Here is a 24,395-nt window from a genome sequence, read left to right on the forward strand (position 1 = left end):
CGAAGCGCACGCACCGCCCATAAATCGCTCACAATCTGCACCCACTGAACGGCAATGAGTGTCATCGCCGATCGCGCACGCCGCGTTGCTATCCCGGGGCCGGCCGTGCAGAACCACAATAATGCAAGCCATGACAACGGCCTTAGCCAGCCTGTTTCCCCTTGTCATGTCCTGCCAGAAAATCTCGTATTCATGAGCGACAGCGAATCCACTGCAGCAACCGGCCAGTTGCACCGTTCCCTCAAGGCCCGTCATATGTCGATGATTGCCATCGGCGGCTCCATCGGCACCGGCCTTTTTGTCGCCTCCGGCGCAACCATCTCCCAGGCAGGCCCAGGCGGCGCCTTGCTGGCCTACATGATCGTGGGCCTGATGGTCTATTTCCTGATGACCAGTCTGGGCGAGATGGCCGCGCACATGCCCGTCTCCGGCTCTTTTGCCACCTATGGCGCCAAGTATGTGGATGAAGGTTTCGGCTTCGCGCTGGGCTGGAACTACTGGTACAACTGGGCCGTGACCATTGCCGTGGATCTGGTGGCCGCACAGTTGGTGATGGCCTACTGGTTCCCGGGCACCAACGGAGTGCTCTGGAGTGCGCTGTTTCTGGCCCTGATGTTCGGCCTCAACGCACTGTCGGCCAAGGGCTTTGGCGAATCCGAATTCTGGTTCGCCGCCATCAAGGTGACCACGGTGCTGGTATTCATTGGCATCGGCGTGCTGATGATCTTCGGCATTCTGCAAGGCGGCGCACCTGACGGAATCTGGGGCAATATTGCCAACCTGAGCACGGGCGACGCCCCGTTTGCAGGCGGCTTTGCGGCCTTGATCGGTGTGGCCATGGTGGTGGGCTTTTCCTTCCAGGGCACGGAGCTGATCGGTATCGCCGCCGGCGAGTCCGAAGATCCCGCCAAGAACGTGCCCAAGGCCGTGCGCAAGGTGTTCTGGCGCATTTTGCTGTTCTACGTCTTCGCCATCCTCATCATCGGTCTGCTGATTCCCTATACAGATCCCAAGCTGCTGCGCAACGATCTGGGCGATATCGCCGTCAGCCCCTTCACGCTGGTGTTCGAGCGTGCCGGCCTGCTGGGCGCTGCCGCCGTGATGAATGCCGTGGTGCTGACCTCGGTGCTGTCGGCCGGCAACTCCGGCATGTATGCCTCCACCCGCATGCTGTATGCACTGGCCAAGCAAGGCATGGCGCCCAAGGTGTTCACCCAGGTCAACACGCGTGGCGTACCCGTGCTGGCCTTGATCGCCACCACCGTGATCGCCGCCCTGTGCTTTCTGACCAATATCTTCAGCCCCGAAGTGGTCTACATCTGGCTGCTGAATCTGTCCGGCATGTGCGGCTTCGTTGCCTGGCTGGGCATTGCCATCAGCCACTATCGTTTCCGCAAGGGCTGCGAGGTGCAGAACTACGATATGAACCAGTTGCCCTACAAGGCAGCAGCCTTCCCCTTCGGCCCCATCTTCGCTTTTGTGCTGTGCCTGATCATCACTCTGGGCCAGAACTACGAGAACCTGATCAAGGACCAGATCGACTGGGTCGGCGCCATCGCCACCTATATCGGCCTGCCTCTCTTCCTGGCCATCTGGTTCGGCTACAAATGGGTCAAGGGCACGCGCATCGTCAAATACTCGGAAATGGATCTGAACGGCTCGCGTTAATACCTAGTCATTTTTGATCCCTCCAAAGGGCAGCACCGGCAACGGCGCTGCCCTTTTTGCATCATGGGCCGGCCCCGGACGCTGCCGATTAGTCTCAACAGACGATTCATGTCATGACAAATATCTGAAGAATCGATGCTCACAGGCAAGAGCCTGCATGGTTTTCACCAGGGAGGAGAGCAATGAAAAACAAGACGATGAATACGGCGCTGTTGCTGTGCATGGGTTTGCTGAGCGCAGGTGCAGCCTGTGCCAAGGTTCCCGCCGCCGAGGCCGACAAACTGGGCAAGGAGCTGACCTGCACGGGCGCCATCAGGGCCGGCAATGCCGACGGCAGCATTCCGCCCTTCACAGGCAAGATCCTGGGCGTGCCGCCCGGCGTGAAGTTCACCAGGTCCGTGGGACAGTTCCAGCCCGATATCTATGCCCACGAGAAGCCGCTGTTCGAAATCACGGCCGCCAATATGGCGCAGTACGGCGACAAACTCAGTGATGGCCAGAAGGCGCTGCTTGGCAAATTCCCAGCCACGATGCGCATTCCCGTCTATCCGGGCCACCGCGACTTCCGCTATGACGACGATATCTGCGCCGTCGCCAAGCGCAACGCTCAGGAAGCCGAAATCACCAACGACGGCAACGGCGTCAAGGGCTTTATGGGCGCCCTTCCCTTCCCCATTCCGAAGAGCGGTGTGGAGCTGCTCTGGAACAACCTCATGCCCAGCCGCGCCAGCACCGAAGAGGTGGAGCGCGACATGGCATTGGTGGGCGCAGGAGGCGATATCGCCTGGGGCCGCACCAGCTACATCCAGCTCAGCCGCTATGACTCCAAGGAGAACCTGGGCAAGCCCAACGAAGGCAAGTACGCCTATGTGACCAACTTCTCCATCCTGCCCGAGCGCGAAAAAGGCGGTGTGATCCTGTCCATAGAGCCCATGAACTTCGGCACGGACAAGCGCCTGGCCTGGAACTACGACCCCGGCACACGCCGCGTGCGCCAGCTGCCCGAGTTCGGCTATGACCAACCCTCCCCCGGCACCAGCGGCAAGGCGACCATCGACTCCGAGCGCCTGTTCAACGGTGGCTCCGAGCGCTATGAATGGACCATGCATGGCAAGCGCGAAATGTTCGTTCCTGCCAATACCTTTCGCATCAACCAGCCGCTGAAGTACGCCGATCTGCTCAAACCCGGCCACCCCAACCCGGCCTACACCCGCTATGAGCTGCGCCGTGTCTGGGTGCTGGAGGGCAAGCTCAAGCCGGGCTTTCGCCACCTGTACTCCAAGCGCGTGATGTTCATCGACGAAGATACCGGCCACGCCGTCTCGGGCGACTTCTACGATGCACGCGGCCAGTTGTGGCAGCACGCAGAGATCAATTACTACTACGCCTACGACATCAGGAAATGGCATGCAGGCACATCGTTCTACTACGACCTGAATGCCGGCTCCTATGTGAGCATGAATCTGGTCCAGGAGCGCCCCAAGGCGCCGATTCTGGGCAAGGACAACCTCAAGCCCAGCCAGTACACCCCCGAAGCGATCCGCAATCTGGGCAACTGATGGACGACAGGTGGCTCAACCACCGCGCGCACTGCACCAAAGCGTGCAAAGAGAGGCCATGAGCCTCTCTTTTTTTATGGCGGCTCCAACGCCCGAAGCTGGCGCGCCCCCGCATATCCCCGGGCAGCGTGCTAGGATGAAACACGGCGGCGGCATTGAAAACCATGGCTGTTGGCGCCGTTTTTCTGTCTTCGAGTCGATTTCAACGTGAGCATCATTCACAAGCTGCCAGCACCCCACCCGGTCGCCTGGCAAAGCCCGGATTCATCGGCCATCCGCCGACACCCTTGCCGCCATCGATGCCATGCGGGCCCGGTTCGGACAACGCGCCCCGGGTCGCCCGACCTTCTCGACCCAGGTCGCAGCCTCGCCCTGTTTTAATCTCTGCACAACAAAGCCCGACTAAGCTTGCAGACGGTTTAGTTCGCCGCAATCATGACTTCCATGCAATCCCTGGCCCGATGGCTGCCCTTTCTCGATTGGCCCAAACCTACTTTCGGCCTGCTGCGCGGCGAATTCTGGGCCGGCCTGACCGTGGGCCTGATGCTGCTGCCCCAGGGCGTGGCTTACGCCGCGCTGGCCGGCATGCCACTGATCACCGGCATCTACGCCTCCATCATTCCGGCCGCAGTGGCCATTCTCTTCAGCCCCTCGCCGCGGCTGGGCGTTGGGCCGACGGCACTGAGCGCCTTGCTGATCGGCGCCTCACTGACCGGCATGGCCGAGCCGGGCTCGGCCCAATGGGTGGTGCTTGCGGCATGGATGGCCATTCTCTCCGGCCTGGTGCAATGGAGTCTGGGCGTGGTGCGCGCAGGCTGGCTGCTCAACCTGGTCACCTCGCCTGTACTGGCAGGTTTCACCCAGGCAGCAGCCCTGCTGATCCTGGCTTCGCAGCTGCCCACCCTGCTGGGCATGCGCGCTGACTGGTCCACCGTCTGGCACTCGCCGTCCATTTACCTGTTCAGCATCCAGTCCATCGCCTACGGCCTAGTCAGCATGGCTCTTCTGATGCTGGCCAAGAAATGGCGTCCGGCCTTTCCCTCGGCCATTTTCATCATCGGCCTGAGCGGCTTCATCAGCTGGATCACGGGTTTTGCCGATGCGGGCGGCTCCGTGATCGGTCACCTGCCTGCAGGGCTGCCCAGCTTCCAATGGCCAGGCATGCTGGACTGGGAGCAATTCGGCGCCCTGATCATGCCGGTGCTGGTCATCTCCCTGGTCAGCTTTCTGGAGACCGCCTCCAGCGCCCAGGTCGAGCATCAGCAGGCCGGCACGCGCTGGAACGAGAACCAGGATCTGATTGCCCAGGGCCTGTCCAAGATCAGCGCCGGCCTGTTCGGCAGCTTTGCCACCAGCGCCTCGTTCTCACGCTCGGCGGTCAATCTGCTCGCCGGTGCCAAGACCGGCTATGCGAATGTCTTTTCCATCTTGCTGGTGGTGGTGGTCGTGCTCTGGTTCATTCCCTGGCTCTACCACGTGCCTCAGGCCACGCTGGCAGCCATCGTGATCACCGCCGTGCTCAACCTGGTCAAGCCCAGCGCGATCCTCAAGCTGTTCAGGGTCTCCAAGGTGGAAGCCTGCATCAGCGTCGCCACACTGGTGCTGACCATCGTCACCGCCCCGCGCATGTACTGGGGGGTGTTTGCGGGCATCATGCTCAGCCAGGCTTACTACCTCTATCACCACCTGCACCCGCGCATCATCGAGATCGGCGAGCATCCCGACGGCAGCCTGCGCAGCCGCCAGCTCTGGCAATTGCCGGCCCTCGCGCCCAATGTGGTGGCCCTGCGCATGGACGCAGACCTGGACTTCGCCACGGCCACGGCCCTTGAGCGCTACGCGGCCGACGCACTGCAGCAGGCGCCTCAGGCCAAAGACCTGGCATTGCTGATGCAGTCCATCAACAGCATCGACATCACCGGCGTCGAAACATTTGCCCGCCTGGAGCGCATGGTTGCCTTGCGCGGTGGCCTGCTGCATGTGGTGGGGCTGAAACTGCCTGCCGAGCAACGACTGGAGCGCGCCGGCCTGCTGCACCAGCCCGGCAGCCCCATCAGGCTCTATCGCACGGATGCCGACTTTCTGCGAACGCTTGGCAATTTCCCCACAAAACCGCCATCTGTAAACGCTGACGAAAAGCCTACACCCACAAAATGATAAGGGTCGCTGCTACACTGACGGCCACCATTGATAGCTTGTCGTGACCTCATCCGCCCCCCATCAATCCGTGTTCCTGCGCGATCTGCGCCTTGCCACCGCACACAATCTGGTGACTCGCGCGGGCGGTGGCGATATCCGTCTGCCCACCGACACTCCCACCCATTACCTGCAAGCCCTGATTGATGGCTTGTGCGCTCTGTCATTGCGCGACCCTCTCACGGGGCTGGCCAACCGCCGCCATTTCCGCTCCGTGATCGAGCGTGAGATCGACCGCGTGGCCCGCTCGGGCGAGACCGCTCTGCTGCTGATGCTGGACATCGACCACTTCAAGCAGATCAACGACGAGCACGGCCACATCGCCGGCGACATGGTGCTGCAATCGGTGGCACAGACGCTGTCCGAAATCATTCGCCCCATGGACACGCTGGCGCGCTTCGGCGGCGAGGAATTCGCCATAGTGCTGCCGGTCTGCCCCGCGCATCAAGGCCGTGCGGTCGCCGAGCGCCTGCGCCAGGCCATCGAAGACAACTCCATCGCGGTGTCCTCGGGTCAGATGCTGAAGGTCACCGTGAGTATCGGCGGGGTCTACGCCCAGCAATGGATTCGCAGCACCGCGCAACTGTGGACCGAGCGTGCCGATCGCCAGCTCTATCTGGCCAAATCGGCAGGCCGCAACTGCGTCTGTGTCGAGGAACCGCCCGACAGTACGGTGAGTGCCGAGGAAAAAAGCCTGCTATTCAGCCCTTTGCATGCTGCCTCTTTAGAGGAAAATGTTTCCGACAACACAGCACCAGACGTAAACACCGACGCCGCAAGCCAGGTCATAACGCCTTGAGACGATGGACACCTTGGCCCCTCACCCTACTTTGCCCGCTCATATATCCATGGAAGATGCCCTGCGGGCGCCTGGCCGCACCAAGCAGGCCCACATCATTGCCGTCACCAGCGGCAAAGGCGGTGTCGGCAAGACTTTTGTCTCTGCCAATCTGGCTGCGGCTCTGACGCGTCATGGCTTCAACGTGCTGGTACTGGACGCCGACCTGGGTCTGGCCAATCTGGACGTGGTGCTCAACCTCTACCCCAAGGTCACGTTGCACGATGTGTTCACGGGCCGCTCCACGCTGGAAGATGCGATTCTGACCACGCCGGGCGGCTACTCCGTGCTGCTGGCCGGCTCGGGCATGATCGAGTATTCGCGCCTGACGCCCGAGATCCGCTCCCAGTTCATGCGCACGGTGGAGCTGCTGCGCCCGCGCTACGACATCATCCTGCTCGACACCGGCGCCGGCATCTCCGACGTGGTGCTGTTCTCCGTCTCTCTGGCCACCGAGGTGCTGGTCGTGGCCACGCCCGAGCCCACCTCGCTGACCGACGCCTATGCAGCCATCAAGGTGCTGGCCCTGCAGCAAAAGCGCCAGCAGATCCGTCTGGTCATCAACCAGGCGCAGCGCCCTGGCGATGGCCGCGCCATCACGGGCCAGCTGCAGCAGGTGCTCAACCGCTTCGTGACCACCGATTCCGGCCAGCCGCTGCAGTTGACGCACTGGGGCGATATTCCGGTCGACTCCGCCGTGCGCGAAGCCGTGATGCGCCGGCAGCTGCTGCTGCAGGCCATGCCCGGAGCACCCGCATCCCTCGCAGTGGCACAGCTGTCCAATAAAATCAAGGCAGAGCTGACGGCCCCGGTCTGAGCTGCGTCACTGTCGATGCAGCAGCCGCGCGGCCGCCCCCCGGATATCGACGTGGCCGACATACTCAACATTTCCTGCTACAAATTCACGCCCCTGCCTGATGCCGACCAGCTGCGCCAGACGCTGCTGGAGCGCGCCCATGCCCTGAGCCTCAAGGGCACGGTGCTGCTGGCCGAGGAAGGCATCAACTTCTTCCTGGCCGGCCCGGCCGATGCCGTACGCGGCTTTGTCGAGCAGTTGAAGCAAGACCCGCGTTTTGCCGACCTGACTCCCAAGGAAAGCTGGTCCGAAACCGTGCCCTTTCGCAAAATGCTGGTCAAGGTCAAGAGCGAGATCATCCGCATGGATCATCCCGCCATTCGCCCCGCCCATGGCCGGGCGCCTTCGGTCAGCCCGGTCACGCTGCGCCGCTGGCTGGAGCAAGGCCATGACGACGAGGGCCGCGAGGTGGTGACATTGGACACGCGCAACGACTACGAAGTGGACGAAGGCGCGTTTGCAGGCACGATCGACTGGCGCCTGAGCAAGTTCACCGAATTCCCGCCGGCACTGCGCCAGCACAAGGACGAGTTCGCCGGCAAGACCGTGGTCAGCTACTGCACGGGCGGCATCCGCTGTGAAAAGGCCGCCATCCTGATGCAGGACGAAGGCATCGAAAACGTCTATCAGCTCGAAGGCGGCATCCTCAAGTACTTCGAGGAAACCGACGGCAAGTTCTACGACGGCGGCTGCTTTGTCTTTGACGGCCGCGACTCGCTGGGCACCGATCTGTCGCGTACCGAGCTGGTTCACCCCCGCCCCATCAAAAAGCACTTGATGGAATAAGCCGGCCTGTCTGGGCGACTCTCAAAAAAAGAGCGGCTAACGCTTTCCATCAAAGGATTTCAGATACAAATCAATCTGAAATCCAATATAGAAAATCGCTAGCCGCTTCTTATTCAATAGCAGATCGAGGCTGTTTATCTGGCCCAGCGTGCTGCAGCGCTGGCCACGCGCTCGCCGAACTGGCGGGCGGTCTCCAGATCGCCAGCGGCCATCTCGCCGGCCGATGCATCCGAGGGCGACTGCGCCATGGCGCCGCTGAAGCTGCCCATCCAGTTCACGTCATTGCGCTGCGCGGCCTTGGTGTTCGAAGGCAGCAGGCCCAGACCCACCCAGACGCCGCCATGCTGCATGGCCAGGTGGTAGAAATAGTCGAGCGTGACCTGCTTGTCGCCCTGCACGCTGGCGCTATTGCTGAAGCCGGCGAACAGCTTGTCCTTCCAGGCCTGGGCAAACCAGGCCTTGGACGAGGCGTCGGCAAACTTCTTGAACTGCCAGCTCGGAGCCGCCATATAGGTGGGAGCGCCAAAGACGATGGCGTCGGCCGCGGCCAGTTGCTCCCAGCCGCCGTCTGGCAGATTGCCGTCGGCATCGATGGCCAGCAGCTGCGCGCCCGCGCCCTGCGCCACCGACTGCGCCATGCGCTGGGTATGGCCGTAGCCGGAGTGGTAGACCACAACGATAGTGCTCATGATTTCTTCTTTCTTGCTTGCGTCGGCGCGGCCATCCGCGCCGCCATCCTGTTTCTTTGCCAAATAAAGGCCCGCCGGATTGACACCCGGCGGGCCTTGTCTTGCGAGAGCACGCTAGCTTATCAAAGCCTTGGCTGCCCGCGCGCCTTCAGGCGATGCGGCGACCCGAATCAGCTCTTGCGACCGTCCATGCTCCAGGCGCCTGCCCCATGGGCGGCGTAGCCCAGCAGACCACCGACCACGGCGATATTCTTCCAGAACAGCAGCTGCTGCATCATGGCGGCTTCGGCTGCCACGCCCCAGAAGTTATGGAAGAAGAAGCTGGCGACGAGGGTGAAAAAGCCCAGGATCAGGGCCGCCCAGCGCGTATGCCAGCCCAGCAGGATGGCCAGACCGCCGACGATCTCGATCACCAGGCCCACCGCCACGGCGACCTGGGGCATGGGCATGCCCACCGATGCGGCATAACCCACCGTGCCGGCAAAGCCGCTGATTTTCTGGAGGCCCGCCGGCAGGAACAGCAGGGCGATAAGTACCCGCCCCAGCAGGTCCAGAGGATTTTTGAATTGATTCAACATTTAAAACTCCAGTCGTTGCGACCAAGGGTCGCGTTGGCTTATATCCATCATCACAACCCTTGAAATCGTCAGACTCAAGGCTCCAGATCAAACACCAGAACTTCCGCAGCCCGGCCATTTGCAAGGCGCAGCCGCTCCTCATTTTCAATAAGTGCAGCGTCGCCGCCTGTCAGCTTTTGTCCATTCACGTCCAGCTCGCCGCGCACCAGGTGCACATAGGTCTTGCGACCGGCTGGCAGGGCCACATCCGCAGCCTCGCCTGCGTCAAAGAGGCCGGCGAACAAGCGCGCATCGGCATTCATGCTCACCGAGCCCTCGGCTCCATCGGGCGAGGCCACCAGGCACAGGCGGCCGCGCTTTTGCGCTTCGCTGAAGGTCTTTTGTGCATAGCCGGGCTCGATGCCGGTGCGCGCCGGCAGCAGCCAGATCTGCAGAAAATGCGTGGTCTGGTCCTGGGCGTAGTTCTGCTCGCTGTGCACCACACCCGAGCCGGCGCTCATGCGCTGCACTTCGCCGGGCAGGATGGGGGTTTCGTTGCCCATGCTGTCCTTGTGCGAGAGCGCGCCTTCAAGCACATAGCTGATGATTTCCATATCGCGGTGGCCGTGGGCGCCGAAGCCCGTGCCCGGCGCGATGCGGTCTTCGTTGATCACGCGCAGATTGCCAAACCCCATGTGGCGCGGGTCGTAGTAATCGGCAAACGAAAAGCTGTGATAGGACTTGAGCCAGCCGTGGTCGGCGTAGCCGCGTTCCTGGGATTTGCGCAGAGTCATCATGGTGTGCTTCCTTTCGTTCAAGTGACTGTCTCTATGGGCTCTACTGTAGAAGTCGGCTGCAAGGCTGTGGCTGAACGGCGTTGATGGCATCATTCAAACTGTTTGAATACTCGATCCCACCATGCCCAGCTCCCGCGATGTGCTCACCCCCGACAGCCTGGCCATGCTGCAGGCCATAGCCGAGACCGGCAGCTTTGCCGCTGCGGCACGCTCCCTCGGTCTGGTGCCCAGTGCGCTGACCTACCGCGTGCGCCAGATAGAAGATGCGCTCGACGTGTTGCTGTTCGACCGCAGCTCGCGCCACGCCCAGGCCACGGAAGCCGGCCAGGCCTTGCTGCACGAGGGCGCCCGGCTGCTGCAGGAGATCGACGCCGTGGCGCACCGCGTCAAGCGCGTGGCCACGGGCTGGGAGCCGCAGCTGACCATCGTGATCGACGGCGCCGTGGCCCGTACGCCCGTCTTCGAGCTGGTCGAAGCCTTTTATGCGCTGAACCCGCCGACCACGCTCAAGCTGCGCGACGGCATTCTCAACGGCACGCTGGAAGCGCTGACCAGCGGTCAGGCCGACCTGGCCATTGGCGTGGCGGTCAACACCAGCAATGTCTCGGAGCTGCAGACGCGTGAGATCGGGGAGATGGATTTCGTCTTCGCCGTCGCGCCGCACCATCCGCTGGCCAGGCTCGACGAGCCGCTGTCCGACGAGCTGCTGCTGCAGCACCGCATGGTGGCGGTGGCCGACTCTGGCGTGCGTAGCAACACCAGCTTCGGTCTGGTCAACGGCCAGGACGTGCTCACCGTGGACAGCATGCAGGCCAAGCTGGAAGCACAGATACGCGGCATTGGCGCGGGCTTTCTGCCGCGCGGCATGGTGCAGGCCTATCTGGACGCCGGCCTGCTGGTCACAAGGCAGGTACGGCGCGCCAGCCGCAATCTGCGTTTGCACTATGCCTGGCCCGGCCCTGCCCACCGCACGCCCGGGCGCGCGCTGCAATGGTGGCTGACGCAGCTCGAGAGTCCGGCCACGTGCAAGGCGCTCATGGAAAACCATCACCGCCAATAAGCTGAGGCGGCTCACCGCCGACATCCGGGAGGTGTAGAGTGAGTTGCGCTGCAACAATTCAGCAAAAGCAGCACTTGCTATCTTTTGGATAGCTGGCTACGCTAGAACTCAAACGGTGTCGAAAAGGCTTTTCCATGAATGCTTCCCGCACTCGCGCGTCCGCAACTGCCTCTGCTTCTTCCCCCTCCCTGCATCCCGATGCCAAGCGCATTGCCGTCATCGGTGCAGGTATTGCAGGCCTGGCCTGCGCCCGCACGCTGATGCAGGCCGGACACGACGTTCATGTCTATGAGCGGCTGACCCAGGCTGGCGGGCGCATGCGCTCGGTCAGCGGCCCCTATGGCAGCTTTGACATCGGCGCCCAGTTCTTCACCGTGCGCGACCCACGCTTCAAGCAGGCGCTGGACACCACGCCCGGCAGTCTGCGCGCCTGGAGTCTGAACAGCGTTCAGACCCGCAATGCCCAGGGCCGCAGAGTCGACAAGCACGCACCGGTGCGCGAGACCCACTGGGTCGGCATGCCAGACATGCAGTCCCTGCCCCTGGCCTGGGCCGCTCCGCTGTGGGAGGCCGGACGCCTGCATCTGGGCCAGTCCCTGCGCGCCATGAGCCACCACATTGCCAGCGGCAGCCACCACAGCCGCCATCAATGGTCGCTGATGCTGGATACCGAGGACCACGGCCCGCAGATTGCCGCCGACTTCGACGCCGTGGTGCTGGCGGTGCCGGCGCCCGTGGCCGCGCAACTGCTGCAGACCGCGCCGCAGGGGGCGGCCCTGGCCAAGACCCTGGCCCCCGTGGAAATGGCCCCCTGCTGGGCCATGACGCTGTCCTACCCGATGGCGGCTCAGGCCGGCCTGACCACGCTGGGCCCGCAGTGGAATGCGGCGCGCAGCACGCATGAGCGCGTTGCCTGGGTGGCACGCGAGTCTTCCAAGCCCGGCCGCGCCCAGACCGAGCGCTGGACGATTCATGCCAACCCGCTGTGGTCCAACGAGCACCGCCATGACGACGCCACGCGCGTGCTCTCCAAGCTGCAAAAAGCCTTTGGCGAGATCACCGGCATCCGCGTCGCACCGCGCCATGCCAGCGTCTACCTCTGGCAGCATGCCCAGACTCTGGCCCCCCTGGGTAGGCCCTTCAGCCACGATCCCTCGGTAGGTCTGGGCCTGTGCGGCGACTGGTGCATAGGTCTGCGCGTGGAAGATGCTTTTGTCTCGGGGCTCGAAATGGGCCTGGCTCTGGCCTGAGCCTGCTGCGCACAGGGCAAGGGGCGTAAGATGGCGTCCCTCATGACTGCGGCCCTCTCCCGTCCCTTCACCAGCGCCCCCAGTGCGGGGCCATATATCGGGCGCTTTGCCCCCTCTCCCACCGGACCGCTGCATGCGGGTTCCCTGGTCGCGGCACTGGCCAGCTGGCTGGATGCACGCGCCCACCAGGGACGCTGGCTGATTCGCATCGAAGACATCGATCCGCCGCGCTGCCAGCCTGGCGCCGACCAGGAAATCCTGCGCCAGCTGGCCGCCTGCGGCCTGCACTCCGATCTCCCCGTGGTATGGCAGTCGCAGCGCCATGCTCTCTATGAAAAAGCACTGCAGCAACTGCAGGCGCAAAACATGGCCTACGCCTGTGGCTGCACGCGCAAGGACATCGAAGCTGCCTGGCAGGCCAAGGGACTGACTCACGAGCGGCATGTGGAGCGCCCCTACCCCGGCACCTGCCGCCATGGCCTGCAAGGCAAGCCCGCCAGGGCCTGGCGCTTTGCGCTGGAGCAGCAGGTACATGAACTACAAGAGAATCAAGCCAACACTCTTACCCAGCAAGCGCAAGCAGCTACGCAAAGCATAGCAACAAGGCAAGCTTACCTGGAAAGCGTGCGCCCTGTGCTGCACTGGCAGGACCGGCGTCTGGGCCCGCAGCAGCAGAACCTGATCACCAGCGTGGGCGACTTTGTACTGCGCCGGGCGGACGGGCTCTGGGCCTACCAGCTGGCGGTGGTCGTTGACGACGCCGAGCAAGGCATTACCGATGTGGTGCGCGGCGAAGACCTGGCAGACAACACCCCGCGCCAGCTCGTGCTGCAACGCGCCCTGGGCCTGCCTCAGCCGCGCTATCTGCATACGCCGCTGGTTTGCATGGACAACGGAGAAAAGCTCTCCAAACAGCATGGCGCACCCGCCGTGGATGTCAGCCAGCCACTGAGCGTGCTGTCTGCTGCAGCGCAGCAGCTCGGCCTGCCACAAGCGCCTGCGGCCACAACTGGCAGCAACGAAAGCCCCGCAAGCGCCTTGCCTTTGGCGCTGGACTTCTGGCTTCAATGCTGGCGCCAAACCTACAATATCGCCCCGTGACTTCTTCTATTCCAACACATACTACCGATATGGCCGAAAACGTGCCAGCCGCTGACGCATCCGCAGCATCCCAAGGCCAGGCACCCGAAGGCGTGGCCTATCCCAAGACCATCAAAAGCTATGTGCGCCGCGCCGGCCGCACCACCACGGGCCAGGCCAAGGCTTTCGAGGAGCTGGGTCCGCGCTTTCTGCTGCAATACCAGAAGGCCCCGCTCGACGCCGCAGCCGCCTACGGTCGCGACGGCAAGCTGATTCTGGAGATCGGCTTCGGCATGGGTGAAGCCACGGCCCATATCGCCCGCGTGCGCCCCGACGACAATTTCCTGTGCTGCGAAGTGCACGAGCCCGGCGTGGGCGCGCTGCTCAAGCGCATTGGCGAGCAGGAGATCGAGAACATCCGCATCCTCCAGCACGATGCCGTGGAAGTCATCGACAACATGCTGCCCGAAGCCTCGATCGACGGCGTGCACATCTTCTTCCCCGATCCCTGGCACAAGAAAAAGCACAACAAGCGCCGCCTGATCCAGAGCCCGTTGATCGCCAAGCTGGCTGCTCGCATCAAGCCCGGTGGCTACATCCACTGCGCCACCGACTGGGAGCCCTATGCGGTGCAGATTCTGGAAGTGCTGAACGCAGAACCCATGCTGCAGAACACGGCCGAGAACTACGCCGAAAAGCCCGACTACCGCCCGCTGACCAAATTCGAAAACCGCGGCATTCGCCTCGGTCACGGCGTCTGGGACCTGGTGTTCAAGAAGAAGTAACACCCCCTGAGCGGCTTTGCCGCTCCCCCTCTCTGCTTCGCGGAGGGGGACGACAGCCTCGCTGCGGGGCGGCCCTTGCTTGCTGTCTCTGATTTGAGTCAGCGCCAGCTATTTGGATTCGCGCCAGTTGCAAGGACTTGGCTCCAAGCCATAAAAAACGCTCCTCATCGAGGAGCGTTTTGTTTTGGGACAAGGCAGCCTGGGCTGCCTTTTGACGCTCGCCTTACAGGCGCTCGGCTCAGAGGCGCTCGGCCACCCAGGCCTGCACGCTGGCCAGCGCTGCGGGCACGGCTGCGGCGTCGGTGCCGCCGGCCATGGCCATATCGGGCTTGCCACCACCCTTGCCGCCCACTTGCTGGGCCACAAAGTTCACCAGCTCGCCGGCCTTGACCTTGGCGGTTTCGGCCTTGGTCACGCCTGCAGCCAGTTGCACCTTGTCGCCGTCCACGGCAGCCAGCACGATCACGGCCGCGCCCAGCTTGTCCTTGAGCTTGTCCATGGTGTCGCGCAAGGTCTTGGCATCGGCGCCTTCGAGCTTGGCTGCCAGCACCTTGACGCCATTGACGTCGGCGGCCTGCGTAGCCAGCTCGTCGCCTTGGCTGGAGGCCAGCTTGCCCTTCAGAGCAGCAATTTCCTTTTCCAGTGCCTTGATCTGATCCAGCGCACCGCCGATGCGGTTGGTCAGCTCGGCAGCAGGCGCCTTGAAAGCGGCTGCTGCCTGGTCCACGGTGGACTCCAGCGACTGGAGATAGGCCAGCGCGTTTTCGCCGGTAATGCCTTCGATACGGCGCACGCCAGCGGCCACGCCGGATTCGCCCACCACCTTGAACAGGCCGATGTCGCCGGTACGGCTGACGTGGGTACCGCCGCAGAGCTCGCGGCTGGAGCCGATGTCCAGCACGCGCACGGTTTCACCGTACTTCTCGCCGAACAGCATCATGGCGCCGGTCTTCTGGGCGCTTTCGATGTCCATCACGCGCGCATCGGTGGCGGTGTTGGCCAGCACCTCGGCATTGACGCGGGCTTCGATCTCGCGGATCTGCTCGGCCGTCACCGGGGCGTTGTGCGCAAAGTCGAAACGGGTGCGCTCGGCATTGACCAGCGAGCCCTTTTGCTGCACATGGCCGCCCAGCACTTCGCGCAAGGCCTTGTGCATGATGTGGGTGACCGAGTGGTTACGCATGGTGGCGGCGCGCACAGCGGTATCCACCTGCGCCTCAACGGCATCGCCCACCTTGAGGCTGCCAGCTTCCAGCACGCCGTGGTGACCGAATACATCGGCCTTGATCTTGAGCGTGTCTTCCACGGCGAAGCGGTTGCCGCCCGCGGCAATCACGCCCTGGTCGCCGACCTGACCACCGGATTCTGCATAAAAGGGAGTGGTGTCCAGAACAACCACACCGTTTTGACCAGCTTTCAGCTCGGAAACCGATACACCGTCAGCGTAAAGCGCTACGATCTTTGCAGCTTCCGCCAGCTTGTCATAGCCCACGAAGGTGTTGCCCTGGCCGGTGTATTCCAGCGCGCGGTCCATCTTGAACTTGCCGGCTGCACGGGCAGTTTCCTTCTGGTGCTGCATGGCGGCGTTGAAGCCGGCCTCGTCCACCGTCACGCCACGCTCGCGCGCCACGTCGTTGGACAGATCCAGCGGGAAGCCGTAGGTGTCATGCAGCTTGAAGGCCACATCGCCGGGCAGCACCTTCACATCGCCGGCCAGCGCGCTGTCCAGGATTTCCATGCCGTTGGCCAGGGTCTCGAAGAAACGCTCTTCCTCGGCCTTGAGCACGCTGGTGATATGCGCTTCCTGCTCCTTGAGCTTGGGATAGGCATCGCCCATCTGCACCACCAGGTCGGCCACCAGCTTGTGGAAGAAGGGAGTCTTCTGGCCCAGCTTGTAGCCGTGACGGATGGCGCGGCGGATGATGCGGCGCTGCACATAGCCACGACCTTCGTTGGAAGGAATCACGCCGTCGGACACCAGGAAAGAGGTCGCGCGGATATGGTCGGCAATCACCTTGAGCGAAGGAGTGCTCAGATCTTCGGTGTGGGTTTCGCGGCCGGCAGCCTTGATCAGCGCCTGGAACAGGTCGATCTCGTAGTTGCTGTGCACATGCTGCAGGATGGCCGCAAGGCGCTCCAGGCCCATGCCTGTGTCCACGCAAGGTGCGGGCAGCTTCACCACGGAGCCGTCTTCCTTCATGTCGAACTGCATGAACACGTGGTTCCAGATCTCGATGAAGCGGTCGCCGTCTTCTTCCGGGCTGCCGGGAGGGCCGCCGGCAATGTGCTCGCCGTGGTCGTAGAAGATTTCCGAGCAGGGGCCGCAGGGGCCGGTGTCGGCCATCATCCAGAAGTTGTCGCTCTTGTACTTGCCGCCCTTGTTGTCACCGATGCGGATGATGCGCTCGGCAGGCATGCCGATGACGTTCTTCCAGATGTCATAGGCCTCGTCGTCTTCGTGATAGACCGTGGCCAGCAGCTTCTCGGCGGGCAGGCCGAAGACCTTGGTCAGCAGCTCCCAGCCCCACTCGATGGACTCCTTCTTGAAGTAGTCGCCGAAGGACCAGTTGCCCAGCATTTCGAAGAACGTGTGATGGCGCGCGGTGTAGCCCACGTTTTCCAGATCGTTGTGCTTGCCGCCGGCGCGCAGGCAGGCCTGCACCGATGTTGCACGGTTGTAGGGGCGCTTGTCCGTGCCCAGGAACACATCCTTGAACTGCACCATGCCGGAGTTGGTGAACATCAGCGTGGGGTCGTTGCCGGGAACCAGCGAGCTGGACGCGACAACGGTGTGGCCCTTGGAAGCGTAGAAATCCAGGAACGTCTTGCGGATGTCCGCAACGGAAAAAGTGGGTGTACTCATGGTGTTTGGTATGAAGACGCCAGCATGACGCCTGCGATCAGTACGGCCCGGCGCTGCTTTTTCAGGAGCTGCGCAGACAGGCAAATCAGCCGAACATTATAGGTTTGCGACTACATACCCGCGCTGCCTTGTGCCGATAACAGCGATCACGAATTTTCATGCGTTGCATTAATGTCTTCATCATCGGCTTGCGGATAATCGGCAACCACTATGAGCGATACCCCAAAAACCGAGACTTCCAAACCCGATGCCCCAGCCAAAAACCGCCTGGTGGTCTGGCTCATCGCACTGCCCGTGGTCATCTTTGGCGCGCTCATGCTCGTCGGCCAGTTCATGGACGATCCGCTCAGCAAGCAGCGCTGGACAGAGGCCGAAACCATCAAGATCTGCTGGAAGCAGACGGCCAAGCCTGAGGCCGAGCGCAAGACCCAGGAGTTCAGGTCCCCCGAAGACTGCGAACGCCTCGAATTCGACTTCAAGACCCGCTACGGCGAAAACCCCTGAAGCAGCTGCGACGGAGCAAGCCCGGGCTCCGGGCATGCGTCCTGCGTGACTGAAAGACTTACTCTTCGCCCCAGTCTTCGCCCGCGCCCTCTTCCTCTTCTGCAGCGGCCAGAGCGATCATGCGGTCGAAAGTCTCGATGATTGCGACGCGACGATCCTGCTTGTAGCCCTCTTCCGGCTCCAGTTCGTCGATGCTCTGATCCCAGGCCTGCAGATAAGTGGCTTTCCATTGCTCCAGCGTCTGCAGATCCGGCCACAGCGGATGCATGCCGCCCTCGGCCATGGCACACAGCAGCTCGATCCGGCAGGGAACCAGATCGGACTCGGACTCGCCCGCCTGCAAGGCCTCGGGCGAGTCCAAGGCCTCGGCAATTTCATCGAGGAGCTGGCCCGTGATATCGGCCAGCCAGTCCAATGCGGTGTCGTTATCGAAATTGCCGTGCGACCAAGTGCCCATGACCAAACTCCTTGCTGCGATATGTCAGTAAAGCAAGGCCCAACATAGCGGGCCTTGATGTCAGAACTGTGTCAGTCCGGGCAGTCGATCCAGGCGCGGCAGGTCAACGGTTGCGGTTTTTCATGGCACGCTCCACCTCGCGCTTGCCTTCGCGGTCCTTGATCACGTCGCGTTTGTCATGCTCGGCCTTGCCCTTGGCCAGGGCAATCTCGCATTTCACGTAACCGTTCTTCCAGTGGAGATTGATGGGCACCAGGGTGTAGCCCTTTTGCTCGACCTTGCCGACTAGGCGCTTGATCTCATCCTTCTTCAAGAGCAGCTTCTTGATCCGCGCCGAGTCGGGATTGACATGGGTGGAAGCGGTCTTGAGCGGGTTGATCTGGCAGCCCAGCAGGAACAGCTCGCCGTCCTTGATCAGCACATAGCCATCGGTGAGCTGCACCTTACCGCTGCGCAAGGCCTTGACCTCCCAGCCGTGCAGCACCATGCCGGCCTCGTGGCGTTCCTCGAAGAAATAGTTGAAAGCTGCTTTTTTATTGTCGGCAATGCGCGACGATGTTTCTGGTTTCTTGGCCATGGAATATTAGTTGCAGGCGGACCGGAGATGAAAGCTCTCCCTACAATACTGGATTGCCGTCTCGCCTCTGAGCGATGATTTTAGTTTCGCATCGCGCCCCTGGGTTGATTGGCCCTGACCAATTCCCTGCTCTTGCGCCCTGCTGATTGCTCTTTGTTCATGAAAAACGTCAACAAGTCCGTCCTGATCTGGTACAGCCCCGAAGAAATGTTTGCCCTCGTGACGGACGTGGCCCACTATGCCGACTTTCTGCCCTGGTGCGATCATGCCAAGATTCTGGAGCAGGACGGCACCGGCATGACTGCCGAGGTGGGCATTGCGTTCAGCGGACTGCGCAAGTCTTTCGTGACGCGCAACACGAACAGTACCATGGACAACGGCGGCAAGCAGGTCAGCATGCGCCTGGTCAAGGGACCTTTCTCGCGTCTTGAGGGCCACTGGCGCTTTCACCCCGTGGGCGACGGCACGCAGCGCGCCTGCAAGGTCGAGCTGCAGCTCGACTACGGCTTCGAGAACGGCGCAGTGGCCGCCATCATCGGCCCGGTCTTCGACCGCATCGCTGGCTCCATGGTCGACGCCTTCATCAAGCGTGCCGAGCAGATCTATGGCTGATGCGCCCCCCACGCTGATCGACATCACGGTCTGCATTTCGCCCTGCTCCGGTACCGTGCAGGAAACCTTGTTGCAGCTTCCAGCAGGCAGCACCGTCCAGCAAGCGCTGGACGCAGTGACCGCTTCAACAGCAGCATTGCCGGATGTGCAACTGCCCGAAGCCTCGGCTGGCATGGTTGGTATCTGGGGCAGGACCGCGACCGCGGACCAGGTGCTCCAGCATGGCGATCGCCTGGAGGTCTATCGCCCGCTGACCGTGGACCCCAAGGTCGCCCGACGCGAACGCTTTGCCCGCCAGGGCTCGCGCAGCGCCGGACTTTTCAAACGCCAGAGGGACGGAGCCAAGGCCGGCTACTAACCAACAGCCAGCAGGACAAAAAAAGCGCCTTCAGAAGGCGCTTTTCTTATCGAGATTCCGGCGAAGACTCTGGCGACTATTGCGCCGGCTCTGCCATGGGTCCGCAATCGGAAGCGATCACGGCATCGGCTCGCTTGATCTCGGCATCGCGCGTAGCCTCGTCCATGAAGCCGCGCTCACCGTTGGCATTCACATGCGAGAGCATGCGGCCCGAGGCCAGGGTTGCCCTGGCCTGCTTGGCGCGGTTGCAGTTGTCCTGGCGCTGCTTTTCCTTTTGCAGCTTGTCGGCCTGGGCCTTGGCGCTCTCCTGCTCCTGCTGCTTGCGCTTTTGCTCTTCCAGCCCCTTGTCTACGCCCTTGTCCACCGAAGGAGCTGCACTGGCTTCAGGCACGGCCACAGGCGCCGCAGGCTTTGCGCCACCGGGGGTGCGCAAGATATTCTTGGCAGGGATATCCGCAGGCGGCGCCCGGTCGCTGAATACCTTGCGCCCCTGACCATCTATCCATTGCCACTGGGCAATGGCGGGTACCGTGCAACAGGCTATGGCTGCGAACAAAGCGAACTTGATGGCGTGCATGGAGTCAATAAGTCTTGGACAGGCGTTGGGGATTCTGGCTCACGAGCCCACATTGTGCGGCAAGTCACAGGTACAATCTTTCTTTTGGAGCCATCACATGCGCCTTCTCGGAAAAGCACTGACCTTTGACGACGTCCTGCTCGTTCCCGCCTACTCCGAAGTCCTGCCCAAGGACGTTTCTCTCGCCACCCAATTCACTCGCAATATCCGCTTGAACCTGCCCCTGGTGTCTGCCGCCATGGACACGGTGACCGAAGCGCGTCTGGCCATCGCCATTGCGCAAGAAGGCGGTATCGGCGTGATCCACAAGAACATGACAGCCGAGCAGCAAGCCGCTGAAGTGTCCAAGGTCAAGCGCCACGAATCCGGTGTGGTGCACGACCCTGTGGTCATCACCCCCGAGCACACCGTGCTGCAAGTGCTGCAGCTGTCGGAAGAGCGCGGCATTTCGGGCTTCCCCGTCTGCGACGGCGGCAAGGTCGTCGGCATCGTGACCAGCCGCGATCTGCGCTTCGAGACCCGCTACGACGTCAAGGTCAGCCAGATCATGACGCCCCGCGAGAAGCTGATTACCGTCAATGAAAAAGACGGCACCAGCCCCGCCGAAGCCAAGGCCTTGCTGAACAAGCACAAGCTCGAACGTATTCTGGTGGTGAACGACGCCTTCGAACTCAAGGGCCTGATCACCGTCAAGGACATCACCAAGCAAACCACCTTCCCCAATGCTGCACGTGACGCATCGGGCCGCCTGCGCGTAGCCGCAGCCGTCGGCGTTGGCGCTGGCACCGAAGAGCGTGTGGAACTGCTGGTCAAGGCCGGCGTGGACGCCATCGTGGTGGACACGGCCCACGGTCACTCCAAGGGCGTGATCGACCGCGTGCGCTGGGTCAAGCAGAACTACCCCCAAGTGGACGTGATCGGCGGCAACATCGCCACCGGCGCTGCCGCTCTGGCACTGGTGGAAGCCGGCGCTGACGCGGTCAAGGTCGGTATCGGCCCCGGCTCCATCTGCACCACCCGTATCGTGGCAGGTGTGGGCGTGCCCCAGATCATGGCCATCTCCAATGTGGCCGACGCCCTGAAGGGTACTGGTGTGCCTTTGATCGGCGACGGCGGCATCCGCTTCTCCGGCGACATCTCCAAGGCCCTGGCCGCAGGTGCCTCCACCATCATGATGGGCGGCATGTTTGCCGGTACCGAAGAAGCTCCCGGCGAAGTGATTCTGTACCAGGGTCGCTCGTACAAGAGCTATCGCGGCATGGGCTCCATCGGTGCCATGCAGCAAGGCTCGGCCGACCGCTACTTCCAGGAATCGTCCACCGGCAACCCCAACGCCGACAAGCTGGTTCCCGAAGGCATTGAAGGCCGCGTGCCCTACAAGGGCTCCATGGTCTCCATCGTCTATCAGATGGCCGGCGGCGTGCGCGCCTCCATGGGCTACTGCGGTTGCGCCACGATCTCCGAGATGAACGAAAAGGCCGAGTTTGTGGAAATCACCGCAGCCGGCATCCGCGAATCTCACGTGCATGATGTGCAGATCACCAAGGAAGCGCCCAACTACCGCGCTGACTAAGCAAGTCCCTTGAAATCTGACCAGATTGAAAAATCTGGTCAGAATGCTAAAATCTGGCCTGAACTACTGGTTCTAGCCAGATTTTTTGTTTTCCACCATGCAATCTATCGGTATCTACGAAGCCAAAAGCCGCTTTTCCGCCCTGGTCGAAATGGTCGAGCAAGGTGAGGAAGTGCGCATCACGCGCCACGGCAAAGAAGTCGTGCGCATGTTGCCCATGCGCCGCAAGCCCGTGATCACCGATGAGCAGATTGCCCGCGAACTGGAGCAGATCTCGGCTCTGCAGCAGACGGTGAAAGCGCCAGCAGCTGCAACGAGCGCTGCTGACAGCATCACCGGCCTGCGCCACACCGGACGGAGCCAGGCATGAGCGCCACCGCTTTTGTGCTCGATGCCTCCGTCACCGCCGCCTGGCTGCTGCCTGACAGCGCCAGCGAACACACCCGGCGCCTGTACACCCGCATCCGCCGCGATGAGGTGGATCCCCAAGCCCCCAACCTCTGGCAGTGGGAATGCGGCAACCTGATTGCATCGGGCGTGAACAATGGCCGTATCCCACAGACTTCGGTCGAAGGCTTGTGGGGCGTGCTGGAAGCCATTCGCCATCGCGTGGAGCTGCACGATCTGGCGCCTGCACAGCACAAGGCCGTGCTGGATGTGGCGCTGGACACGGGCCTACCCACCTACGATGCCGCCTACCTGTGGCTGGCGCAATCGCTGCGCCTGCCGCTGGCCACATTCGATGCAGCCCAGATGGCGGCCGCCCGCAAAAGCGGCGTCACCGTCTGGGCTCCCGAAGATTTCTAATCCCTTTTTGCCACCCTCTTGCCCTTGATCACCATGCAACACGACAAGATTCTTATTCTGGACTTCGGCTCCCAGGTCACGCAGCTGATTGCCCGCCGCGTGCGCGAAGCCAATGTCTACTGCGAAGTCCACCCCTGCGATGTGAGCAGCGACTGGGTACGCGAATTTGCCGCTGACGGCAAGCTCAAGGGCATCATCCTGTCGGGCAGCCATGCCTCCGTCTACGAAGTGGACGACCGCGCTCCCGACGCCGTGTTCGAGTTGAACCTGCCTGTGCTGGGTATTTGCTACGGCATGCAGACCATGGCCACCCAGCTGGGCGGCAAGGTCGAAGGCTCCAATACCCGTGAATTCGGTTACGCCGAAGTGCGCGCCCATGGCCACACCAAGCTGCTGGAAGGCATCGAAGACTTCGCCACGGCCGAAGGCCACGGCATGCTCAAGGTCTGGATGAGCCACGGCGACAAGGTCACCGAACTGCCTCCTGGCTTCAAGGTCATGGCCTCCACGCCCTCCTGCCCCATCGCCGGCATGGCCGATGAAGCGCGTCGCTACTACGCCGTGCAGTTCCACCCCGAAGTCACGCACACCGTGCAGGGTCAGGCGCTGCTCAACCGCTTTGTGCTCGACATCTGCGGCACGCAAGCCGACTGGATCATGGGCGACTACATCGAAGAAGCCGTGGCCAAGATCCGCGAGCAGGTGGGCGACGAAGAAGTGATCCTGGGCCTGTCCGGCGGCGTGGATTCGTCCGTGGCTGCAGCCCTGATCCACCGCGCCATCGGCGACCAGCTGACCTGCGTGTTCGTCGATCACGGCCTGCTGCGCCTGAACGAAGGCGATATGGTCATGGACATGTTCGAAGGCAAGCTGCACGCCAAGGTCGTGCGCGTCGATGCTTCCGAATTGTTCCTGGGCGAGCTGGCCGGCGTGTCCGAGCCCGAGCAAAAGCGCAAGATCATCGGCCGTCTGTTCGTGGATGTATTCAAGGCCGAAGCCGAGAAGCTCAAGGCTGCCAACGCCGGCTCCAAGGGAGCCACCTTCCTGGCCCAGGGCACCATCTACCCCGACGTGATCGAGTCGGGCGGCGCCAAGAGCAAGAAGGCTGTCACCATCAAGAGCCACCACAACGTCGGCGGCCTGCCCGAGCAACTGGGCCTGAAGCTGCTGGAGCCTCTGCGCGACCTGTTCAAGGACGAAGTGCGCGAGCTGGGCGTGGCCCTGGGCCTGCCCCGCGGCATGGTCTACCGTCACCCCTTCCCCGGACCCGGCCTGGGCGTGCGCATTCTGGGCGAAGTGAAGAAGGAATACGCGGACCTGCTGCGCCGTGCCGACGCCATCTTCATCGAAGAACTCAACAACTGGATCGACGAGGCCTCTGGCAAGAGCTGGTACGACCTGACCAGCCAAGCCTTCACCGTGTTCCTGCCCGTCAAGAGCGTGGGCGTGATGGGCGACGGCCGCACCTACGACTACGTCGTGGCCCTGCGCGCCGTGGTCACCAGCGACTTCATGACCGCCGACTGGGCGGAGCTGCCCTACGGCCTGCTCAAGAAGGTGTCAGGCCGCATCATCAACGAAGTGCGCGGCATCAACCGCGTCACCTATGACGTGAGCACCAAGCCACCAGCCACCATCGAGTGGGAATAAAGCGCTGTCGTGAACTGACACGCAAGCTTTAACTGCCCTTCACCCAAGCCCGCAATCTGCGGGCTTTTTTATTGCGGCCTGCCACTACTGGAACCTGCCGCTCTCACCACCCAGCCCCTCGGAGGTCGAGAGCCGGATGAAGGACGACCGCAAATGGATGCAAAACTTTCCAGACACCTACCCGCAACATCTATGCGAGCAGCACGAACATAGTCGCGGAAATCTGCAGCAGGCCCATGGCAAGACGATTCGCGCCACGAAGGCCACAGCGCCGTGCAGTACTTTGGTGCGCCATG

24 protein-coding genes are annotated in these 24,395 nt (G+C 62.4%); 17 read left to right on the top strand and 7 right to left on the bottom strand.

Annotated elements, in window-relative coordinates; translation table 11 throughout:
* Nucleotides 1–192: 192 nt before the first annotated feature.
* The 6 genes from DJFAAGMI_RS06910 to DJFAAGMI_RS06935 all read left to right on the top strand — a co-directional run bounded on the left by DJFAAGMI_RS06910 (nucleotide 193) and on the right by DJFAAGMI_RS06935 (nucleotide 7,903).
* Nucleotides 193–1,668, top strand: coding sequence for an amino acid permease (locus tag DJFAAGMI_RS06910; protein WP_211456466.1), 1,476 nt, complete (start codon nucleotides 193–195; stop codon nucleotides 1,666–1,668).
* A 182-nt stretch (nucleotides 1,669–1,850) separates the two neighbouring features.
* Nucleotides 1,851–3,227 carry a DUF1329 domain-containing protein gene (locus tag DJFAAGMI_RS06915; RefSeq protein WP_211456467.1) on the top strand — a complete coding sequence of 459 codons (1,377 nt, stop codon included), beginning with the start codon at nucleotides 1,851–1,853 and terminating at the stop codon, nucleotides 3,225–3,227.
* A gap of 444 nt (nucleotides 3,228–3,671) precedes the next feature.
* Nucleotides 3,672–5,384 carry a SulP family inorganic anion transporter gene (locus tag DJFAAGMI_RS06920; protein WP_211456771.1) on the top strand — a complete coding sequence of 571 codons (1,713 nt, stop codon included), beginning with the start codon at nucleotides 3,672–3,674 and terminating at the stop codon, nucleotides 5,382–5,384.
* A 43-nt stretch (nucleotides 5,385–5,427) separates the two neighbouring features.
* Entirely contained in the window at nucleotides 5,428–6,222 is a 795-nt protein-coding gene (locus DJFAAGMI_RS06925) for a GGDEF domain-containing protein (RefSeq protein WP_080757923.1), read from the top strand.
* Between the two features lie 4 nt (nucleotides 6,223–6,226).
* Complete coding sequence (locus tag DJFAAGMI_RS06930; RefSeq protein ID WP_003054751.1) at nucleotides 6,227–7,078, top strand: MinD/ParA family protein; 852 nt, start codon at nucleotides 6,227–6,229, stop codon at nucleotides 7,076–7,078.
* A gap of 51 nt (nucleotides 7,079–7,129) precedes the next feature.
* On the top strand, nucleotides 7,130–7,903 hold the full coding sequence (locus DJFAAGMI_RS06935; protein WP_043005097.1) for a sulfurtransferase: 774 nt from the start codon (nucleotides 7,130–7,132) through the stop codon (nucleotides 7,901–7,903).
* A gap of 134 nt (nucleotides 7,904–8,037) precedes the next feature.
* Here the strand turns inward: DJFAAGMI_RS06935 and DJFAAGMI_RS06940 are convergent, their stop codons facing one another.
* The 3 genes from DJFAAGMI_RS06940 to DJFAAGMI_RS06950 form a co-directional block, all read right to left on the bottom strand.
* Complete coding sequence (locus tag DJFAAGMI_RS06940) at nucleotides 8,038–8,592, bottom strand: flavodoxin family protein (protein WP_043376517.1); 555 nt, start codon at nucleotides 8,590–8,592, stop codon at nucleotides 8,038–8,040.
* Between the two features lie 170 nt (nucleotides 8,593–8,762).
* The gene (locus DJFAAGMI_RS06945) at nucleotides 8,763–9,170 is read right to left on the bottom strand and encodes a DoxX family protein (protein WP_211456468.1); all 408 of its coding nucleotides are present in this window, start codon (nucleotides 9,168–9,170) and stop codon (nucleotides 8,763–8,765) included.
* A gap of 74 nt (nucleotides 9,171–9,244) precedes the next feature.
* The gene (locus DJFAAGMI_RS06950) at nucleotides 9,245–9,946 is read right to left on the bottom strand and encodes a pirin family protein (RefSeq protein ID WP_211456469.1); all 702 of its coding nucleotides are present in this window, start codon (nucleotides 9,944–9,946) and stop codon (nucleotides 9,245–9,247) included.
* A gap of 121 nt (nucleotides 9,947–10,067) precedes the next feature.
* On the opposite strand from DJFAAGMI_RS06950, the gene DJFAAGMI_RS06955 reads away from it, so the two are divergent.
* The 4 genes from DJFAAGMI_RS06955 to trmB all read left to right on the top strand — a co-directional run bounded on the left by DJFAAGMI_RS06955 (nucleotide 10,068) and on the right by trmB (nucleotide 14,121).
* Nucleotides 10,068–11,006 (top strand): LysR family transcriptional regulator, encoded by a 939-nt coding sequence (locus DJFAAGMI_RS06955; RefSeq protein ID WP_211456470.1) that lies wholly within the window; start codon nucleotides 10,068–10,070, stop codon nucleotides 11,004–11,006.
* Between the two features lie 134 nt (nucleotides 11,007–11,140).
* Nucleotides 11,141–12,256 carry an NAD(P)/FAD-dependent oxidoreductase gene (locus DJFAAGMI_RS06960; RefSeq protein ID WP_211456471.1) on the top strand — a complete coding sequence of 372 codons (1,116 nt, stop codon included), beginning with the start codon at nucleotides 11,141–11,143 and terminating at the stop codon, nucleotides 12,254–12,256.
* A 42-nt stretch (nucleotides 12,257–12,298) separates the two neighbouring features.
* A complete protein-coding gene (gene gluQRS / locus DJFAAGMI_RS06965; protein WP_211456472.1) occupies nucleotides 12,299–13,357 on the top strand; it encodes a tRNA glutamyl-Q(34) synthetase GluQRS in 1,059 nt (352 codons plus the stop codon).
* Between the two features lie 29 nt (nucleotides 13,358–13,386).
* Nucleotides 13,387–14,121 (top strand): tRNA (guanosine(46)-N7)-methyltransferase TrmB, encoded by a 735-nt coding sequence (gene trmB / locus DJFAAGMI_RS06970; RefSeq protein WP_063661298.1) that lies wholly within the window; start codon nucleotides 13,387–13,389, stop codon nucleotides 14,119–14,121.
* Between the two features lie 238 nt (nucleotides 14,122–14,359).
* On the opposite strand, the gene alaS is transcribed toward trmB, so the two are convergent.
* The gene (gene alaS / locus DJFAAGMI_RS06975) at nucleotides 14,360–16,984 is read right to left on the bottom strand and encodes an alanine--tRNA ligase (RefSeq protein ID WP_211456473.1); all 2,625 of its coding nucleotides are present in this window, start codon (nucleotides 16,982–16,984) and stop codon (nucleotides 14,360–14,362) included.
* 210 nt (nucleotides 16,985–17,194) lie between these two features.
* Here alaS and DJFAAGMI_RS06980 point away from each other — a divergent pair, with 210 nt between their 5' ends.
* A complete protein-coding gene (locus DJFAAGMI_RS06980) occupies nucleotides 17,195–17,488 on the top strand; it encodes a hypothetical protein (protein ID WP_043004996.1) in 294 nt (97 codons plus the stop codon).
* A 58-nt stretch (nucleotides 17,489–17,546) separates the two neighbouring features.
* Here DJFAAGMI_RS06980 and DJFAAGMI_RS06985 read toward each other — a convergent pair whose 3' ends face one another.
* Nucleotides 17,547–17,945: a DUF4259 domain-containing protein gene (locus tag DJFAAGMI_RS06985; protein WP_211456474.1), complete on the bottom strand. Its 399-nt coding sequence runs from the start codon at nucleotides 17,943–17,945 to the stop codon at nucleotides 17,547–17,549.
* 103 nt (nucleotides 17,946–18,048) lie between these two features.
* Nucleotides 18,049–18,522: an SsrA-binding protein SmpB gene (gene smpB / locus DJFAAGMI_RS06990; protein WP_003054725.1), complete on the bottom strand. Its 474-nt coding sequence runs from the start codon at nucleotides 18,520–18,522 to the stop codon at nucleotides 18,049–18,051.
* A 159-nt stretch (nucleotides 18,523–18,681) separates the two neighbouring features.
* On the opposite strand from smpB, the gene DJFAAGMI_RS06995 reads away from it, so the two are divergent.
* Entirely contained in the window at nucleotides 18,682–19,134 is a 453-nt protein-coding gene (locus DJFAAGMI_RS06995; protein WP_043005099.1) for a type II toxin-antitoxin system RatA family toxin, read from the top strand.
* Nucleotides 19,127–19,492, top strand: a complete 366-nt coding sequence (locus DJFAAGMI_RS07000; RefSeq protein WP_211456475.1) for an RnfH family protein — start codon at nucleotides 19,127–19,129, stop codon at nucleotides 19,490–19,492. Before DJFAAGMI_RS06995 ends, DJFAAGMI_RS07000 begins: the two co-directional genes overlap by 8 nt.
* A gap of 76 nt (nucleotides 19,493–19,568) precedes the next feature.
* Here DJFAAGMI_RS07000 and DJFAAGMI_RS07005 read toward each other — a convergent pair whose 3' ends face one another.
* Nucleotides 19,569–20,069, bottom strand: a complete 501-nt coding sequence (locus tag DJFAAGMI_RS07005) for a DUF4124 domain-containing protein (RefSeq protein ID WP_211456476.1) — start codon at nucleotides 20,067–20,069, stop codon at nucleotides 19,569–19,571.
* 97 nt (nucleotides 20,070–20,166) lie between these two features.
* On the opposite strand from DJFAAGMI_RS07005, the gene guaB reads away from it, so the two are divergent.
* The 4 genes from guaB to guaA all read left to right on the top strand — a co-directional run bounded on the left by guaB (nucleotide 20,167) and on the right by guaA (nucleotide 24,099).
* Nucleotides 20,167–21,642 (top strand): IMP dehydrogenase, encoded by a 1,476-nt coding sequence (gene guaB / locus DJFAAGMI_RS07010; protein WP_167002192.1) that lies wholly within the window; start codon nucleotides 20,167–20,169, stop codon nucleotides 21,640–21,642.
* Between the two features lie 97 nt (nucleotides 21,643–21,739).
* The gene (locus DJFAAGMI_RS07015) at nucleotides 21,740–22,012 is read left to right on the top strand and encodes a type II toxin-antitoxin system Phd/YefM family antitoxin (RefSeq protein WP_034348441.1); all 273 of its coding nucleotides are present in this window, start codon (nucleotides 21,740–21,742) and stop codon (nucleotides 22,010–22,012) included.
* The gene (locus DJFAAGMI_RS07020) at nucleotides 22,009–22,449 is read left to right on the top strand and encodes a type II toxin-antitoxin system VapC family toxin (protein ID WP_043005002.1); all 441 of its coding nucleotides are present in this window, start codon (nucleotides 22,009–22,011) and stop codon (nucleotides 22,447–22,449) included. Before DJFAAGMI_RS07015 ends, DJFAAGMI_RS07020 begins: the two co-directional genes overlap by 4 nt.
* A 33-nt stretch (nucleotides 22,450–22,482) precedes the next feature.
* Nucleotides 22,483–24,099, top strand: a complete 1,617-nt coding sequence (gene guaA, locus DJFAAGMI_RS07025) for a glutamine-hydrolyzing GMP synthase (protein WP_211456477.1) — start codon at nucleotides 22,483–22,485, stop codon at nucleotides 24,097–24,099.
* The last annotated feature ends 296 nt before the right edge of the window (nucleotides 24,100–24,395 follow it).

Origin of the sequence: Comamonas brasiliensis (genome assembly GCF_018292285.1) — a bacterium.
GTDB classification, from domain to species: domain Bacteria; phylum Pseudomonadota; class Gammaproteobacteria; order Burkholderiales; family Burkholderiaceae_C; genus Comamonas; species Comamonas brasiliensis.

Bases quoted from the DNA above. Each gene is read 5' to 3' on its own strand.
- DJFAAGMI_RS06920 (WP_211456771.1), top strand. From the start codon at position 3,672: ATGCAATCCCTGGCCCGATGGCTGCCCTTTCTCGATTGGCCCAAACCT.
- DJFAAGMI_RS06995 (WP_043005099.1), top strand. From the start codon at position 18,682: ATGAAAAACGTCAACAAGTCCGTCCTGATCTGGTACAGCCCCGAAGAA.
- DJFAAGMI_RS06985 (WP_211456474.1), bottom strand. From the start codon at position 17,945: ATGGGCACTTGGTCGCACGGCAATTTCGATAACGACACCGCATTGGAC.
- guaA (WP_211456477.1), top strand. From the start codon at position 22,483: ATGCAACACGACAAGATTCTTATTCTGGACTTCGGCTCCCAGGTCACG.
- DJFAAGMI_RS06910 (WP_211456466.1), top strand. From the start codon at position 193: ATGAGCGACAGCGAATCCACTGCAGCAACCGGCCAGTTGCACCGTTCC.
- DJFAAGMI_RS06950 (WP_211456469.1), bottom strand. From the start codon at position 9,946: ATGATGACTCTGCGCAAATCCCAGGAACGCGGCTACGCCGACCACGGC.
- trmB (WP_063661298.1), top strand. From the start codon at position 13,387: ATGGCCGAAAACGTGCCAGCCGCTGACGCATCCGCAGCATCCCAAGGC.
- DJFAAGMI_RS06980 (WP_043004996.1), top strand. From the start codon at position 17,195: ATGAGCGATACCCCAAAAACCGAGACTTCCAAACCCGATGCCCCAGCC.
- DJFAAGMI_RS06945 (WP_211456468.1), bottom strand. From the start codon at position 9,170: ATGTTGAATCAATTCAAAAATCCTCTGGACCTGCTGGGGCGGGTACTT.
- DJFAAGMI_RS06955 (WP_211456470.1), top strand. From the start codon at position 10,068: ATGCCCAGCTCCCGCGATGTGCTCACCCCCGACAGCCTGGCCATGCTG.
- DJFAAGMI_RS06915 (WP_211456467.1), top strand. From the start codon at position 1,851: ATGAAAAACAAGACGATGAATACGGCGCTGTTGCTGTGCATGGGTTTG.
- DJFAAGMI_RS06940 (WP_043376517.1), bottom strand. From the start codon at position 8,592: ATGAGCACTATCGTTGTGGTCTACCACTCCGGCTACGGCCATACCCAG.
- DJFAAGMI_RS07005 (WP_211456476.1), bottom strand. From the start codon at position 20,069: ATGCACGCCATCAAGTTCGCTTTGTTCGCAGCCATAGCCTGTTGCACG.
- guaB (WP_167002192.1), top strand. From the start codon at position 20,167: ATGCGCCTTCTCGGAAAAGCACTGACCTTTGACGACGTCCTGCTCGTT.
- DJFAAGMI_RS07020 (WP_043005002.1), top strand. From the start codon at position 22,009: ATGAGCGCCACCGCTTTTGTGCTCGATGCCTCCGTCACCGCCGCCTGG.
- DJFAAGMI_RS06930 (WP_003054751.1), top strand. From the start codon at position 6,227: ATGGACACCTTGGCCCCTCACCCTACTTTGCCCGCTCATATATCCATG.
- smpB (WP_003054725.1), bottom strand. From the start codon at position 18,522: ATGGCCAAGAAACCAGAAACATCGTCGCGCATTGCCGACAATAAAAAA.
- DJFAAGMI_RS06960 (WP_211456471.1), top strand. From the start codon at position 11,141: ATGAATGCTTCCCGCACTCGCGCGTCCGCAACTGCCTCTGCTTCTTCC.
- gluQRS (WP_211456472.1), top strand. From the start codon at position 12,299: ATGACTGCGGCCCTCTCCCGTCCCTTCACCAGCGCCCCCAGTGCGGGG.
- DJFAAGMI_RS07015 (WP_034348441.1), top strand. From the start codon at position 21,740: ATGCAATCTATCGGTATCTACGAAGCCAAAAGCCGCTTTTCCGCCCTG.
- alaS (WP_211456473.1), bottom strand. From the start codon at position 16,984: ATGAGTACACCCACTTTTTCCGTTGCGGACATCCGCAAGACGTTCCTG.
- DJFAAGMI_RS07000 (WP_211456475.1), top strand. From the start codon at position 19,127: ATGGCTGATGCGCCCCCCACGCTGATCGACATCACGGTCTGCATTTCG.